A 16,220-nucleotide genomic window follows, 5' to 3' on the forward strand; every position below is an offset into this window, starting at 1 on the left:
TCAGATGGAAATTAAAGAGTTACTACAACAGCAAGAAGCGCGCATGACAAAGTCCATTGAGGCTTTAAAGCATGAATTTGCATCGATTCGTACGGGGCGTGCTAGTGTTGCTTTACTTGATAAAGTTATGGTCGATTATTACGGCAGTCAGACTCCAATCAATCAAGTTGCAAATATTTCCGTACCGGAACCGCGTATGATTGTTATCGCTCCATGGGATAAAACTATGATTGGTGCTATTGAGAAAGCCATATTACAATCTGACCTCGGTTTGAACCCTGGTAATGACGGGGCTCAAATTCGTTTGACTATTCCGCAATTAACAGAGGAACGCCGTAAAGAAATCGTCAAGGTGGTTCATAAAAAAGCGGAAGATGCTAAAATTGCGGTTCGCAATATTCGCCGCGATGTGAATGATGCATTGAAGAAGGAAGAAAAAGCTAAAACGATTACCGAAGATGATGTTAAAGACGGATTAGATCAGATTCAAAAACTAACAGATTCTAAAATCAAACAGATTGATGAATTAAAAGCAGTGAAAGAAAAGGATGTATTAGAAGTATAATGTGCAATTCTAATACCCTTATTGGGATGCCATGGCAGCTTGCAAAGTCTCGTTTGCAGGCTGCCCATATTCCTTTTAAGGTGATGATTGGAGCATCCTTCAACCGATATTTTGAAATCGCTAACGAAGGATTGTATGTAGCACGTATTACCGGAGTTGATGAGTGTTTACATGTATTAGTGTATAGACCAATGATTGCTTCCGACTTTGGACGTTCTATCGAGGTAGACTATGCTAAAGAAAATATTTAACCGTAATCAGCCTTCCACATCTGACATTGATAATAATGCTATACCGAAACATGTTGCTATTATTATGGACGGAAACGGCCGCTGGGCGAAACGCAGAGGTATGCCACGTTCTATGGGACATAAGGCGGGTGCCGATGTATTAAAGGAAATTGTTATCGCTGCTGATGAACTGGGCATCAAGGCGCTTACCGTATACGGTTTTTCTACGGAGAACTGGAAACGGCCTGAACAGGAAGTTTCTCTTTTGATGTCTTTGATAAAAGAATATTTAAATAAAAACGTGAAATATATGCATGAGCATAATGTCCGTATCCGATTTATCGGGTTTATAGGCGGACTTTCACAAGAATTACAATCCATCATTGAGGATGCAGAACAATTAACGAAGAATAATACAGGGCTCACCTTGCAGTTGGCAATTAATTATGGTGGACGTGATGAAATAGTGAGAACCATATGTGATATTTCCGAATCTGTTGCTAATGGTTCTATTCGTATTGATGATATTACGGAGAATTATGTCAGTGAACATTTGTTTACGAAGGAGTTTAGCGATGTGGATCTTCTGATTCGTCCTAGCGGTGATTATAGAATCAGCAATTTTCTCTTATGGCAGATTGCCTATGCGGAGTTCTGGTTTACAGATTTACATTGGCCTGATTTTACAAAGGATACATTGATTGAAGCTGTAATTGCATATCAGAAACGGGAACGCCGATTTGGCGGCTTATATGAGGAGTAGAAATGTTAAAAACACGCGTTATAACTGCTGTTATAGGGTTTATCATTGCTCTTGGGGCCATTACAATAGGCGGCTCTGTTTATGATACACTTATCACGATATTGGCACTTTTGGGGTGGCGTGAATTTGTCTTGTTAGGTAAAGCTAAACATGTGCGTATGTCTATTATATGGGGATACGCGAGTGTGCTATTGATTATGATTGCATTGGCTACACAGATGTATGTATTGGCTGGTGCCATAATTGTGTTGGGCTTATTCGCTAATTATATGTTGTGTACCTTCGGTGAAAGTAAATATACCATGTCGAGCGTATCGTACAGCGTCTTCGGTTTACTTTATGTAGTAATCGGTATGGCGTCGTTACTAATTATTCGCCATGACTCGGTATACATGTCATTACCTATGCCTTTTGAACTGTATAATTGGGGCGTTATTATATTGTGGCTTTTGTTATTCACTACTTGGGCCAGTGATACATTTGCCTATTTTGCAGGGCGCGCTTTTGGTAAGCATAAAATAGTTCCGACTATCAGTCCGAATAAGACTTTAGAAGGTTTTATCGGTGGATTTATCGGATGTATCGTTACAGGTGCTGTTTTCTCCTATATTGTGGGAATTCCGTTTTGGTTCGGTATTCACGTAGGGATGATTTGCGGAATTTTAGCACCCTTAGGTGATCTATTTGAATCAAAATTGAAGCGTTTATGTAATGTGAAAGATTCCGGAACTTTACTGCCGGGTCATGGCGGCGTATTGGATCGCTTTGATAGTTTGCTGTTTACAGCTCCGGCGATACTTATTTACGTATTGATGCTTTCATAGACATTAGGGGATTCCTCTCATGAAATATCTCAGTATTATAGGAAGTACCGGTTCCATAGGTACACAAACATTGGATGTGGTTTCTCAGCATCCGGATCAATTTAAGGTTGTCGCGTTAGTGGGGCATCATAATATCGATCTTTTAGAGAAACAAATCAAAGAATTTGAGCCGTTAATAGCAGGTATTGTCGATGAAAAATCATTTGAAGAACTGCAAAAGCGTTATACCGGATCTACCAGATTAATCGGCGGTAAAGAGGCGCTCATTGCGGCGGCCACTATTCAAGAAGCATCCATGGTGGTGACTGCTATTGTAGGTGCTGTCGGCATCGAACCGACTGTTGAGGCTATCAAGAAAGGGAAGACAATAGGCCTTGCCAATAAGGAAACACTCGTGGCCGGTGGACCACTTATTACATCCTTAGCCAAGGCGCATAATGTTCAGATTTTACCGATTGACAGTGAACATAGCGCCATATTCCAATGTTTAGAAGGACAGGAACGCAGTAATGTGGACTCACTAATTGTAACTGCATCAGGAGGTCCGTTACGAACTTGGGATTCCGCATCTATTCAATCTGCTACAGCAGCGGACTGTTTACGTCATCCTACTTGGAATATGGGTAATAAAATTACCATTGATTCGGCATCACTATTTAATAAAGGCCTTGAAGTTATAGAGGCTCACTGGCTTTTCGATTTTGATTTTGATCATATTGATGTGGTAGTTCATCCGCAGAGTATTGTCCACTCCATGATTCGTATGAAGGATGGGGCTATTTTGGCACAATTGGGTAATCCCGATATGCGTGAACCTATCCAGTATGCTTTAACGTACCCGAAGCGTGAGCATTTATCTATGACTCATCTGGACTTTGCAAAGGCGTTACAATTAGAATTTTTGCCGCCTCGATATGATGATTTTCCTGCATTACGACTTGCTTATGAGGTAGGTCGTGCGGGAGGCTTTAAACCGGCCGTATTTAATGCGGCAAATGAAACGGCTGTTTATGCATTTTTAGATGATAAAATCGCCTTTGGCGATATATATAAGGTTGTTACAGCTGTTCTTGATTCTATGGGGAGAGAAGATACTTTTACATTAGATAATTTATTAGCCATCGATCGATGGGCCAGAGAAAAGGCCATATCATTGATGCCATAGGAGTATATATGACAACGGCATTAGCCACGATTTTTGTATTTGGCTTAATTGTATTTATTCATGAATTAGGCCATTTTATTACGGCCAAGATGTCGGGTATGCAAGTCGATGAATTTGCTATCGGTTTTGGACCGGCTATAGCGAAGGTGAAAAAGGGTGAAACCTTGTATTCCATTCGCATTATTCCATTGGGTGGATTTAATCGTATCTCCGGTATGAGTCCGGAGGAGGAACTCCATGAACGTTCATTTTATACAAAGCCGGCATGGAAGAAGTTTATCGTAATTTCCGCCGGTGCAGTATTTAATTTTTTGTTGGCTATCGTTATTTTCTTCGGTTTAAATTTAACGGTAGGCAATATGACATATAGTGATGAACCGGTTATTGGGAATGTTATTTCCGGTAGTGCTGCAGAGCAGGCTGATTTAAAGGCTAACGATCGCATTCTAACCATTGATGGTAAGCCGATTACTAAATGGGAAGAAATTCGTCCTAGCTTAATGGGGACCGCTAATCATGGTGTTCCTGTTGTGGTAAATCGTAATGGTGAAAGCATCGAAACGACTGTTATTCCTAAAATGGAGCAGGGATCAGTAAAGATTGGTATTTATCCCAGCTTTACCAGTGAGCAATACGGTGTAGGTGAAGCTTTCACAAAAGCTGTAATCGATACAGGTAAAACCATAATAGCTATGATACAGGGATTATATGAGATGATTCGGGGTACACAAACCGCTGAGTTATCAGGTCCTGTAGGCATTTCACAAATGGCAGGAACGGTAGCTCAATCCGGATTTGCACCGCTTTTAGCATTTGCCGCATTCCTCAGCATTAATTTAGGTGTCATCAATTTATTACCGTTGCCGGTTCTTGATGGTGGACATCTGATTATTATTATAGTGGAGGCCATTACGGGCCGTAAGTTACCGGCTAAAGCGCTTATGTACATTCAAATGGTCGGCATTGCTTTATTGGTAACATTATTCCTATATGTGACAACTCAGGATATTTTCCGTTTACTATAATACAATTAGGAGATTATAATGATTATTCGTAAACCTACAAATGGTATATATGTAGGTACAGTAAAAATTGGGGATTTCGCACCGATTAGTATTCAGTCGATGATTACTACGGATCCTGTACATACGGAAAAAGCCATTGCGGAAATTAATCATCTCGCTGAAGCAGGTTGTGAGTTGGTACGTGTCGCAGTGCCTACAATGGCTTCCGCAAAGGCGATTAAGGCTGTTCGTGCGGGTATTTCTATTCCTTTGATTGCAGATATTCATTTTGATTATAGATTAGCTTTGGAAGCAATTGATAATAATGTCGATGGTTTGCGTATTAATCCCGGAAATATTGGCGGTGAAGAAAAGGTATTAGCCGTTATAGAAAAAGCAAAACCAAAGCAGATTCCGATTAGAATCGGTGTCAATGCGGGATCATTGCCAAAGCATATTCTCGATGCTCATGGTGGACATCCTACGGCAGACGGAATGGTGGATACCGCATTAGAACATGTTCGTATTCTTGAAAAACTCGATTATCGTCAGATGAAATTATCTATTAAGGCAACCGAGGTGCCTCTTATGGTTGAGGCGTATCGTAAACTGTCTGATAAGATTCCTTATCCATTGCATTTAGGTGTTACGGAGGCTGGAACGATAAAACAAGGAACCATTAAATCCGCTATGGGGATCGGGGCTTTATTATTGGACGGCATCGGAGATACATTGAGGGTTTCACTTACGGGAGATCCGATTCATGAAATCGAAGTAGGCCGAAGTATTTTAAGTAATCTGGGACTGCGAAACTTTGGGGCTACCATGATTTCTTGCCCCACCTGTGGACGATGTCAGGTAAATCTGTTCGATATGGCCGGAATTGTGGAGGAACGCTTAGCTTCTATTAAGGTACCTATTAAGGTGGCTGTCATGGGCTGTGTTGTAAATGGTCCCGGGGAAGCACGCGAGGCCGACTTCGGTATTGCCGGCGGTGACGGACAAGGTATTGTCTTTAGAAAAGGTGAGGTTATTAAAACCGTGCCTGAATCTGAACTTGTTGATACATTATTTAGAGAAATCGATCAATATTTAGAATCATTGGATGAGGAGTAATTATGTTAGCCAGTAAATTGTATGCGCCTACATTACGTGAAGTTCCGGCTGATGCAGACGTGGTGAGTCAACAGTTAATGTTGAGAGCGGGCTTTATTCGGAAAACGGCCAGCGGTTTATATAGCTTTTTACCATTAGGGTGGAGAAGTATAAAAAAAATCGAGGCTATTGTAAGAGAAGAAATGGATCGTGCTAACGCACAGGAAATTATGATGCCTATTTTGCAGCCGGCTGAGATTTGGAAAGAGTCCGGTCGATGGAAAGCATATGGTGCGGAAATGATGCGCATCCATGATCGCCATGAAAATGAATACTGCTTGGGACCGACTCATGAAGAAATGATTACAACTCTAGTAAAAAACGAAATTAATTCATATCGTCAATTACCTGTAAACTTATATCAGATTCAGAGTAAGTTCCGAGATGAACGTCGTCCCAGATATGGTTTGATGCGCAGTCGCGAATTTATTATGAAGGATGCCTACTCCTTTGATATAGATGAAAAAGGTCTTGATGAATCCTATAAATCCATGTATGACGCATACATGAACATTTTTAACCGCTGCGGTCTTACGTTCCGTCCGGTTGAGGCGGATAGTGGTGCTATCGGCGGTAGCGGGACTCATGAATTTATGGCTATTGCCGATGCCGGTGAAGCGGACATCGTGTATTGTACAGCTTGTGACTATGCGGCCAATATAGAAATCGGTAAACCGGGTGTTATGAAGCAGGATGAAGAAGCATATAAGGATCTCGAAACTGTGGATACTCCTCATGCTAGTACTATTGAAGCTGTTGCGGATATGCTTAATCTGCCGTTGGAGAAAACGATTAAAGCCGTGGTATTTTCAATTGACGGAAAGGTTGTTCTAGCTATCGTCCGAGGCGATCATGAGGTTAATGAAATTGCGGTTCAACATGCTGTGCTCGGTACGGTGGAACCGGAAATGGCTACGCCGGAAGAACTTGAAAAAGCAGGTTTGACGGCCGGCTTTATAAGTCCTGTAGGATTACACCAATCTGATGATTTTGCTATCGTTGTGGATGAGTCCGTTATGGAAACATATAATGTGTGTGGCGGCGCTAATAAAAAGGATGCACATTATATCAATATCAATCCAAAACGAGATTTTGATGTGGATGATATCATCATCGCTCCAATTCGTTTGATTACAGACGATGATGTATGTCCTTGTTGCGGCGGTACTTTGGAACATGCTAAAGGCATTGAAGTAGGACAAGTTTTTAAATTAGGCACAAAGTATTCTGAAGCGTTGCAAGCTACATTCCTGGATCAAAACGGTCGACCAAATCCGATGGTTATGGGTTGTTATGGTATCGGAGTATCCCGTACATTGGCGGCGGCTATAGAACAATATCATGATGAAAACGGTATCATCTGGCCGCGTGCCATTGCACCGTTTGAAACCGTTATCGTGCCTATTAATGCGAAGGATTCGGTTTTGATGGAGGCAAGTCAGAGAATTTATGATGCTTTGCATCAAGCCGATGTAGACGTATTATTAGATGATCGAAAGGATCGGGCCGGTGTCAAGTTTAAAGATGCGGACCTCATCGGTTATCCATTGCGTATTACGGTAAGTAAGAGTACCGTAGAAAATGATGAAGTGGAGATTCAAATTCGTAAGTCAGGTGAAACTATTACTTGTGCTATCGGTATGGTTACATCTAAGGTGACCGAATTACTGCAAGATTTATAATTAAAATTGCGATTTCGATGAATATTCATTGGAATCGCAATTTTTTCCTCTTCTTGAATTAATTATAGGAATCAGTCATAATTAATTAATAAGGTAATTATAATGGGAGGCATGTATGTTAGTTGATTTTCATATGCATTCCACATTTTCAGACGGGGTTGAAGCTCCGGAATCTTTATTTCGTCATAGTTTAGCTTCTAATCTATCGATGATATCCTTAACAGATCATGATGAAATAGATGGAATCATGATGTTGCGTGATGCTCAGAAAAAATGGGATTCTGCACAATCTATAAAGATTATTACAGGCTGTGAGTTCAGCGGTAATTATAAAGGTAAAGATATTCATATTTTAGGATATCGTTTTGATGAGACCGATGAGAAACTTCTGCAGTTTATCAATTATGTGAAAGCTGAAAGAGCTTCGCGCGTTGAAAAGATGATTCAACGTTGTAACAGGGCCGGTTATCATATTACGATGGACATGCTAGAAAACACATTTCCTCATGCTCGGGCATATGGGCGACCACATATAGGTCAACTACTCATCGATAATGGATATGCAAAGGATATTAACGAAGTCTTTTCCACCGTTTTACATAAGGACAGTCCCTGCTATATACCTAAGGTTAAGATTGAAGTTCCAAAGATTATCGATATTATTCATACAGCGGGGGGCTTAGCTGTTATGGCTCATCCGAAGCTAATCCGTAACGATGATTATGTTGCAGAGTTGTTAGCGTTTGATTTTAACGGTATTGAGGTATACCATTCTAAGCACGATAGTACGGATGAATCGAAATATAAGGCTTTGGCAATGGAACGCCATCTATTTATTACAGGCGGCTCGGATTATCATGGCATTCAAGGTAAACCTCCTGCACAGTTAGGTGATTTTGTGGTCGATAGTGAAAGTGTGTCCAAGTTTATAGATTTATTATAAATACCGAGGTAAAGTATGGAAGTCATTGCATTTGTTGGCAGCAGCGGGACAGGCAAGAGTCATCGTGCACTTGTTCTAGCCCATGAAAATAAAATAGAATGCATCATCGATGATGGTATTTTAATTCATGATAATAAAATTGTGGCAGGGTTTTCCGCTAAAAAGGAATCAAGTCGTCTGAAAGCGGTACGACGCGCTATATTCCAGGATCCTGTGCAGGTGAAGTCTGTTCGTGATCAACTGGATAAAATCAATCCGAATAAATTAATGATTATCGGCACATCTGATAATATGGTGAAAAAAATAACGAAGGCTTTGGGGTTACAGGATCCGGACCGTTATATACGCATTGAAGATGTGGCGACCCCGAAGGAAATAGAGCGCGCTCAACATGCGCGTTTAAAGGAGGGCAAGCATATTATTCCAGTTCCGACGATGGAGCTTAAACCTCATTTCAAAGGATATCTTATAGATCCGATTAAGACAATGTGGCGCCGTCGAACCTTGAAAAGACAGGATCAGGATACATTGGGACAAATCGGGTCTGAAGGCTTTGAACGGTCTGTCGTACGTCCGGCTTTCAGTTATTACGGACGCCTGACATTCGATGATGATGTGATTATCAAACTGATTCGAAACGGTATTAAAAAAGTTGCCGGTGTTGATGAATCCAGTGATATTTCTTTCAAAAAGAGCAATAAAGGACAGAACGGACTCGTTTTGGATATGGCCGTTGTCATTGAACACGGGTATCCCGTTAAGAATCTGATGCAACAGGTGCAAAAGTCCGTACGCAATGAGATTGAATATATTACCGGTATGTCTATCGAGCGAATGTCCATCAAAGTGAAGAATATTGTAGAAACAAAACGGAAAATTATAAAACATATGTAGGAGTTGGAATGAAGTCATACTATATTTATACTTACGGTTGTCAAATGAATACGGCGGATTCGGAGCGGCTGGCACATCAGTTGGAGTCAGTAGGCTATATTCCTACTGATGATGTGGAACAGGCGGATTTGATCATATTGAATACCTGTGCTGTTCGGGAGACTGCGGAAACGAAGGTGTACGGTCGTATCGGTGAATTAAAGCATTTAAAAGCGAAAAATAAAAATTTAATAATCGCTATTACCGGATGTATGGCTCAGAAAAATCAGGCGGATATGTTTAAACGGGCACCTCATATTGACATCGTACTGGGGACACATAATATCCGCCATATTAACGAAATGATTGTCGAAGTGGAACGCACTCATGCGCATCAAATCAATGTTGATATGGATAATACGGTCTTACCGGAGTTACAAGCTAAACCTAACGGTACATTTTTTGCTTGGGTTCCTATAATGAACGGATGCAATAAATTTTGTACATATTGTATTGTTCCTCATGTCAGAGGTCGAGAAATCAGTCGTCCCGTATCTGCAATCGTAAAAGAAGTGACGGAGTTAGGACAAAAAGGATTCAAAGAGATTACATTACTCGGGCAAAATGTGAATTCCTACGGTTTGGATTTTAAAGACGGTACTGATTTCGGAACACTCATAGATGCGTTAGACGGTATTCCTGGCATAGAGCGTATTCGGTATATGACGAGCCACCCTCAGGACATGACGAAATCTATGATTGATGCGTTAGGCCGTTCAAGTAATGTGGTAACACATCTACATCTGCCGATTCAATCCGGTTCCAATCGAATTTTGCAGAAAATGAATCGTCATTACACGGTTGAGCATTATAAAGAACTTTTACAATACTGCAGAGAGAAAATTAGAGATATCGTAATTACTACCGATATTATTGTAGGCTTTCCGGGTGAAACCGATGAGGATTTTGAACAAACATTAGAGTTATTACAAGATATTCGCTATGATATGGCGTATACATTTATATACTCGAAACGTTCCGGTACGCCTGCTGCGACCATGGATGAACAGGTACCGGAAGAAGTGAAACGCGTGCGTCTACAAAAATTGATGGATATACAGAATGAAATTTCTTTAGAGTTAAATAAAGAAATGGAAGGTAAGGTATTTGATATCATTGTAGAAGGTCCTAGTGCAAAGGATGAAACCATGTGGTTCGGACGCACATCAGGTAATAAAATGGTTCTCTTTTCAAAAGATGAATCATTGAGAATCGGTGATACCGTTTCCGCTCATATTGATAAAGCTCAAACATGGGTTTGCTACGGAAGCATCGTAAAATAAACTGTCGAAGTTAAAGAGAACTCGTCCTCGTTGTTTCATGTGTAACGTTAGATTATAAAATTTACGTTCTAATGGTACTACATGTGGTGGCGATGTTCTCTTTTTTATTGTATGTAGGTGATGATTGGAAATTATGTGTGTTATAATAATAGAGTAGTATAAAAGTTGTATATTGATGATTTTCATAGGTATGAACACCATTTAGATATCGTATTTTCTATAAAGAAGGTGTAACTATGAAATTGGATTTAAACGCTGTAGGTGAAACGGCCTTATTGACGCTGTATGCGCGAGCAAGAGATTACGAGTCCGAACAATCCGTATTGAAAGATAAAAAATCATGGGATATTTTAAAAGAAATAGATTTTGATTTTGATCAATTTAAAGATGTTAAGATGTCCTATTACGGAATTTTAGGACGGGCGAAGGTAATCGATGAGGAGATACGAAAATTTATATCTCTATATCCGGATTGTATCGTCGTATCATTAGGAGCCGGTTTAGACACTATGTTTTATCGAGTCGACAACGGTTATATTGATTGGTATAATATCGATTTTGCGGGAGTGATTGAGGCACGCACACATTTTTTTGATCCTTATGAACGGGTGCATAATCTGGTAAGTTCCATAACTGATGATTCATGGACTGGGAAAATTGAAATAAACGGACGTAAGCTGCTGCTTGTCAGTGAAGGCGTAGTCATGTATCTTTCACCGGATGAAATGACACGATTTTTGACCTTATTGACCGATTCTTTTTCGGAATTCACGTTATATCTGGATATGATCTCTCCTTATGTGGCTAAGCATACAAAACAACATGATATGCTCAGTAAAATGGATGTTTCTTTTCAGTGGGGCACAAAGGACGGCCATGAAATTGTGGATATGAATCCTAAACTTAAACAGACTGGGCTGATTAATTTTACAGGAAGTATGTTGTCTCTGGCCCCTGTAGTTTATAAATTGTTGTATCCTTTTATTTATTTTGTTAATAATCGATTGGGTATATATAAATATAAGCGGAATATGTGATATGACTCATAATATATGAGGTGAATATGAGTAAAAAACAGACACCCATGATGGAACAGTATCTTGATATCAAATCGAGATATAAAGATGAACTTCTGTTCTTTCGGTTAGGTGACTTTTACGAATTGTTTAATGATGATGCTTTGTTAGCATCTCGAGAATTGAATATAACGTTAACGGGACGTTCTACGGGCGATGAGGAACGCACACCGATGTGTGGCGTTCCTTTTCATGCTGCTGAAAGCTATATAGAGACGTTGGTTAAAAAAGGTTATAAGGTAGCTATTTGTGAGCAGCTGGAGGATCCTAAAGCGGCTAAGGGCATTGTAAAACGGGATGTCATAAAAGTTATTACGCCGGGGACGGTCATGACAGAAAATGCCAATGATGCACGGGCCAATAACTTTTTAGCTTTATTTTATATGGTAAAAGATTCGTGGGTTCTCGTTTTTTCCGATGTATCAACCGGTGAAGTCATTTGGCATCGCATTACTGAATCCGATAAAAAGAGTGATATGTATGATGCTCTGAGCATGTATAGACCTACGGAAATCATTTTGCCTGAAGGTAGCGAATTACCTCGAGAAATTCGAGACTTTATCGGTAATCAATTCAGTCATGTTGTATTTTCTCCGTTTTCCACCTATCATACACAGCGGGAAGTAGCGGAACAGGCGGTAGCCCATTTTGGCGATTTGGGCCTGATGGAAGAAGATGTATGGGAAGCATTGGGGTATATGTTGCTATACCTGCAGGATGTCATCAAATCTCCGATTTCTCATATCAATTATGTACATCAGCTGAGTGTAGGTAATCGACTTATCCTAGATACATCCTCATTGCACCATTTGGAAATTACGCACAATCTTCGCGACGGCGGTCAGAAGGGAACCTTGCTTGATGTATTGGACAGAACCCTTACACCGATGGGAGCTCGTCTGTTAAAACAATGGCTTGAAAGTCCCTTGACGGATATAAATCAAATTCAACGTCGACAATCCGCTATTTCAGAACTGATCACTCGTGGAGGTGAACGGACAGATTTGCGCAGTAAGCTCGACTGTATTTATGATTTTGAACGCATTGTAGGTCGCGTGGAAACGGGTTCCGTATCGCCACGGGATTTGACTGCTTTACGGGAATCGTTAGCCGTATTGCCGGATTTAAAAAATACATTGGGCATTTGCTCCAGTTTAGCGTTGACATCTATTAATGAACGCATTCAAAATCATCGTGAATTATATGATTTACTATATAATGCCATAGCGGAGCAGCCGGCTCTTACACTAAAAGAAGGGCGCGTTATAAAAGACGGATATAATGAAGAGCTGGATGAATTACGTTCGTTGACTACAGACAGTCAAAAGTGGCTATCCAAGATGGAAGAGGACATCAAGGCTGCAACGGGACTTTCCAAAATAAAGACCGGTTATAATAAGGTCTTCGGTTATTATTTTGAAGTATCTCATAATAAATCCGAACAGGTGCCGGATTATTTTATTCGTAAGCAGACACTATCTAATGCGGAACGGTATATTACACCGGAACTTAAGGAGTTTGAAATTAAAATCCTCAGCGCAAAGGAAAAGATGATCGCTCTCGAACACCGGTTATATCAGGACTTACGAGAACAGATTAAGGCGGTTATCAAGGATATACAAGAGACGGCACGAGCTTTGGCGGATTTAGATGTGCTCTGTTCTTTAGCATTGGTGGGGTACGAAGAAAATTATATTTGTCCGACGTTAGCAATGAACGGGCAGATCAATATTCGCGATGGACGGCATCCGGTAATCGAGAAATTTTTAAAGCGTGAGGTTTTTGTACCGAATGATGTGGTATTAAATCATGATGATGAAGAATTTCTGTTGATTACAGGTCCTAATATGGCCGGTAAATCCACCTATATGAGACAAGTCGCCATCTTGATGATCATGGCGCAGATCGGTTCGTTTATCCCCGCTCGGGAGGCATCTATTTCACCTGTAGACAGAATTTTCACACGCGTAGGTGCCAGCGATGATATTTCTACGGGTCAAAGTACTTTCATGGTGGAAATGAAAGAGGTTGCCTATATTTTAGAAAATGCTACCTCTAATAGTCTTATTATCCTTGATGAGATAGGCCGTGGTACGAGTACCTTTGACGGATTAAGTATTGCTCAAGCCGTCGTTGAACATATATGTAAGCACATACATGGTAAGACGCTGTTTGCTACGCATTACCATGAGCTTATCACCTTAGAGGAAACCTATAGTAAATTGAAAAATTATACGGTTGCGGTTAAGGAAAAGGGGAAAGATGTTGCCTTTTTGCGTCGTATTATCAGAGGTGGTGCCGATCGCAGTTACGGTATCCACGTGGCCAGATTGGCGGGATTACCGAATTCCGTGCTGAAACGGGCTGAAGTTATTCTTGCCTCTCTAGAGGATCAGAGTAACGATGCCAATGATTTGAATCAACGCGTGATTATACCGCAAGCTTCCAATGTCGTAAAACAGGTAAGTGAACAGGCGACGGGGAATCTATTTACTCATTCCGTGGTAGACAGCTTACTTGATTTAGATGTGATGAGCATGACTCCGATTGAAGCGTTGAATATACTATATCAGCTACAAGAGGAGGCTCGCAAAGGAGGCGGTAAATAATGCCGACCATTCATGTACTGGATGAAAAGACAATCAATAAAATAGCCGCAGGTGAAGTCGTTGAACGTCCTGCTTCCGTCATAAAAGAGCTTATCGAGAATTCTATCGATGCATCGGCGACGAATATAGAGATTGAAATCGGAGATGGCGGTGTTTCCTATATGCGTATTACCGATAACGGTATCGGTATGACCGAAGAGGATGCGCGATTGGCTATCTTACGTCATGCGACGTCCAAGATTCAGCAGGTGGAGGATCTCTTCGATATCGCTTCTTTAGGGTTTAGAGGTGAAGCGTTAGCCAGCATCGCATCGGTTTCTCATTTTTCGTTGATTACGCGTAAAGCTGATGACGAATTGGGCACGCGTATTACCGTGGACGGCGGAACTTTCACGGACTGCATTCCCTATGGTGCGGCACCGGGAACGACTATTGAAATCAAGGATTTGTTTTATAACACGCCGGCACGACGTAAATTTCTCAAAACAGAGCGCACCGAATCATCTAAAATTCAGGATATTGTCGGTAAATTAGCCCTCAGTAATTCTCATATATCCTTTAAACTTACCATCGATGACCGGGTGTCCATTATAACGCCCGGCAATGGTAATATAATCGATACCGTGGCGGCCCTTTACGGTTATAAAACGAAGGATGATGTGTTTTCTGTTGCCTATGAAAGCGACTCTATCTATATTGACGGTGTTGTTAGTAAGCCCACATTGTTAAAGAGTACGCGACTGTGGCAGACTATTATCGTCAATAATCGTGTCATATCCGACAAGACCATTATGAAGGCTATCGATAATGCATACCATGCGTTGTTACCGAAAAACGGTTATCCCCTAGTCGTGCTTCATATTACTGTACCGGCTGATATGGTGGATATCAATGTGCATCCTCGTAAAAGCGAAGTAAAATTTTCTGATGAAAAATTAATATTCAAAGCTGTTTATCATGCTATTCTTAATGCATTGAATAATCCTCTGCATCAACGGTATGAACGGGAATCTTCTTCCTATATGCCGGGGTCCATTGATGCGAATGGTGAAAGTACTGCCAATACTCATGGTAAAAGTACTTATGATTCGTATCAATCGGAAACGATGGTGAGAGATGATATGCAGTCTGCCGAACATATCGCTACACCCGTAGAGTATGATAAGGTTTTTGGCGGTCGTCGCAATAAAGGTTATGAGGTAATGCGCGATGAAACCTCACAGTTTGTAGACTCTTTAAAGAGTCACGGCTTTACGCCGCCACCTCCAAAGTCTACATATGAACAGGAAACATTTAGGGATGATACGTTTAACTCCGTTCCAGCCGCCTATACCAGTTATACGGCGGAGGATGTGGAGAAATTCAAATCCCTGAAACAGGATATGATGGAAACGAATCAATCGGAGCGAATTATTCAGAACTCCGGATTTTTACCTATGGGACAAGTCGCTTCCTGCTATATTTTGGCTAAAAAAGGCGATGATCTTTATATTATAGATCAGCATGCCGCACACGAGCGAATCCGTTATGATAAATTATGTAAATCATCGGAAGCGATCCCTATGCAATCTATCCTTGTTCCTCAGCTGCAGGAGGCTACAGAGGATGATATGACGCTCGTGGAAGAGGAGCGGGACGTATTACTCGATTTAGGTTTTGATGTGGAGCTGGGAGGACCTGCACAGATTAAATTGGTAGGATCCCCTGTTGATTTGGTGGAGTCGAAAGCATTTGAGATTTTACAATATGTATTTTCGTATCTGCATGATCATCAAAAGCCTACAAAGGCACAGCTACGACATGAAATGCTAGCCTATGCTTCCTGTAGAGGTGCGATCAAATCGGGACATAATCTGAACATGTATCAGATGGCGACATTGATTGAGGATTTATTTAATACGGAAAAGCCGTATGTATGTCCTCACGGGCGTCCTACGATTATCAAGTTTACACCCGATGAGTTAGGGAAATTGTTTTTGCGGTCTTAA

At 40.9% G+C, this 16,220-nt stretch carries 14 protein-coding genes; all 14 read left to right on the forward strand.

Features of this window, described 5'->3' with window-relative positions:
* Window positions 1-4 precede the first annotated feature (4 nt).
* The 14 genes from frr to mutL all read left to right on the forward strand — a co-directional run bounded on the left by frr (window position 5) and on the right by mutL (window position 16,220).
* Window positions 5-565 carry a ribosome recycling factor gene (frr, locus tag CKV62_RS04330; protein WP_095065848.1) on the forward strand — a complete coding sequence of 187 codons (561 nt, stop codon included), beginning with the start codon at window positions 5-7 and terminating at the stop codon, window positions 563-565.
* 26 nt (window positions 566-591) lie between these two features.
* On the forward strand, window positions 592-816 hold the full coding sequence (locus tag CKV62_RS04335; protein WP_231968382.1) for a hypothetical protein: 225 nt from the start codon (window positions 592-594) through the stop codon (window positions 814-816).
* Complete coding sequence (locus CKV62_RS04340) at window positions 797-1,558, forward strand: isoprenyl transferase (RefSeq protein ID WP_095065852.1); 762 nt, start codon at window positions 797-799, stop codon at window positions 1,556-1,558. The genes CKV62_RS04335 and CKV62_RS04340 overlap by 20 nt, the downstream gene beginning before the upstream one ends.
* Before the next feature lie 2 nt (window positions 1,559-1,560).
* Window positions 1,561-2,382 carry a phosphatidate cytidylyltransferase gene (locus CKV62_RS04345; RefSeq protein WP_095065854.1) on the forward strand — a complete coding sequence of 274 codons (822 nt, stop codon included), beginning with the start codon at window positions 1,561-1,563 and terminating at the stop codon, window positions 2,380-2,382.
* 19 nt (window positions 2,383-2,401) lie between these two features.
* Entirely contained in the window at window positions 2,402-3,547 is a 1,146-nt protein-coding gene (locus CKV62_RS04350; protein WP_095065856.1) for a 1-deoxy-D-xylulose-5-phosphate reductoisomerase, read from the forward strand.
* A gap of 8 nt (window positions 3,548-3,555) precedes the next feature.
* The gene (rseP, locus tag CKV62_RS04355; RefSeq protein ID WP_095065858.1) at window positions 3,556-4,572 is read left to right on the forward strand and encodes an RIP metalloprotease RseP; all 1,017 of its coding nucleotides are present in this window, start codon (window positions 3,556-3,558) and stop codon (window positions 4,570-4,572) included.
* Window positions 4,573-4,590: 18 nt separating this feature from the next.
* Window positions 4,591-5,667 carry a flavodoxin-dependent (E)-4-hydroxy-3-methylbut-2-enyl-diphosphate synthase gene (gene ispG / locus CKV62_RS04360; RefSeq protein WP_095065859.1) on the forward strand — a complete coding sequence of 359 codons (1,077 nt, stop codon included), beginning with the start codon at window positions 4,591-4,593 and terminating at the stop codon, window positions 5,665-5,667.
* 2 nt (window positions 5,668-5,669) lie between these two features.
* Complete coding sequence (locus CKV62_RS04365; RefSeq protein WP_095065861.1) at window positions 5,670-7,388, forward strand: proline--tRNA ligase; 1,719 nt, start codon at window positions 5,670-5,672, stop codon at window positions 7,386-7,388.
* A 115-nt stretch (window positions 7,389-7,503) separates the two neighbouring features.
* Entirely contained in the window at window positions 7,504-8,331 is an 828-nt protein-coding gene (locus tag CKV62_RS04370; protein WP_095065862.1) for a PHP domain-containing protein, read from the forward strand.
* 15 nt (window positions 8,332-8,346) lie between these two features.
* On the forward strand, window positions 8,347-9,225 hold the full coding sequence (locus CKV62_RS04375; protein ID WP_095065864.1) for an Asp23/Gls24 family envelope stress response protein: 879 nt from the start codon (window positions 8,347-8,349) through the stop codon (window positions 9,223-9,225).
* An 8-nt stretch (window positions 9,226-9,233) separates the two neighbouring features.
* Window positions 9,234-10,547, forward strand: a complete 1,314-nt coding sequence (gene miaB, locus CKV62_RS04380; RefSeq protein ID WP_095065865.1) for a tRNA (N6-isopentenyl adenosine(37)-C2)-methylthiotransferase MiaB — start codon at window positions 9,234-9,236, stop codon at window positions 10,545-10,547.
* 236 nt (window positions 10,548-10,783) lie between these two features.
* The gene (locus tag CKV62_RS04385) at window positions 10,784-11,584 is read left to right on the forward strand and encodes a class I SAM-dependent methyltransferase (protein ID WP_095065866.1); all 801 of its coding nucleotides are present in this window, start codon (window positions 10,784-10,786) and stop codon (window positions 11,582-11,584) included.
* A gap of 26 nt (window positions 11,585-11,610) precedes the next feature.
* The gene (mutS, locus tag CKV62_RS04390) at window positions 11,611-14,232 is read left to right on the forward strand and encodes a DNA mismatch repair protein MutS (RefSeq protein ID WP_095065867.1); all 2,622 of its coding nucleotides are present in this window, start codon (window positions 11,611-11,613) and stop codon (window positions 14,230-14,232) included.
* Entirely contained in the window at window positions 14,232-16,220 is a 1,989-nt protein-coding gene (mutL, locus tag CKV62_RS04395) for a DNA mismatch repair endonuclease MutL (RefSeq protein WP_095065868.1), read from the forward strand. The genes mutS and mutL overlap by 1 nt, the downstream gene beginning before the upstream one ends.

Origin of the sequence: Veillonella rodentium (assembly GCF_900187285.1) — a bacterium.
In the GTDB taxonomy this organism is placed as follows: Bacteria; Bacillota; Negativicutes; order Veillonellales; family Veillonellaceae; genus Veillonella; species Veillonella rodentium.

Bases quoted from the DNA above. Each gene is read 5' to 3' on its own strand.
- CKV62_RS04350 (WP_095065856.1), top strand. From the start codon at position 2,402: ATGAAATATCTCAGTATTATAGGAAGTACCGGTTCCATAGGTACACAA.
- mutL (WP_095065868.1), top strand. From the start codon at position 14,232: ATGCCGACCATTCATGTACTGGATGAAAAGACAATCAATAAAATAGCC.
- CKV62_RS04375 (WP_095065864.1), top strand. From the start codon at position 8,347: ATGGAAGTCATTGCATTTGTTGGCAGCAGCGGGACAGGCAAGAGTCAT.
- mutS (WP_095065867.1), top strand. From the start codon at position 11,611: ATGAGTAAAAAACAGACACCCATGATGGAACAGTATCTTGATATCAAA.
- CKV62_RS04335 (WP_231968382.1), top strand. From the start codon at position 592: ATGCCATGGCAGCTTGCAAAGTCTCGTTTGCAGGCTGCCCATATTCCT.
- CKV62_RS04340 (WP_095065852.1), top strand. From the start codon at position 797: ATGCTAAAGAAAATATTTAACCGTAATCAGCCTTCCACATCTGACATT.
- frr (WP_095065848.1), top strand. From the start codon at position 5: ATGGAAATTAAAGAGTTACTACAACAGCAAGAAGCGCGCATGACAAAG.
- miaB (WP_095065865.1), top strand. From the start codon at position 9,234: ATGAAGTCATACTATATTTATACTTACGGTTGTCAAATGAATACGGCG.
- CKV62_RS04385 (WP_095065866.1), top strand. From the start codon at position 10,784: ATGAAATTGGATTTAAACGCTGTAGGTGAAACGGCCTTATTGACGCTG.
- CKV62_RS04365 (WP_095065861.1), top strand. From the start codon at position 5,670: ATGTTAGCCAGTAAATTGTATGCGCCTACATTACGTGAAGTTCCGGCT.
- CKV62_RS04345 (WP_095065854.1), top strand. From the start codon at position 1,561: ATGTTAAAAACACGCGTTATAACTGCTGTTATAGGGTTTATCATTGCT.
- ispG (WP_095065859.1), top strand. From the start codon at position 4,591: ATGATTATTCGTAAACCTACAAATGGTATATATGTAGGTACAGTAAAA.
- rseP (WP_095065858.1), top strand. From the start codon at position 3,556: ATGACAACGGCATTAGCCACGATTTTTGTATTTGGCTTAATTGTATTT.
- CKV62_RS04370 (WP_095065862.1), top strand. From the start codon at position 7,504: ATGTTAGTTGATTTTCATATGCATTCCACATTTTCAGACGGGGTTGAA.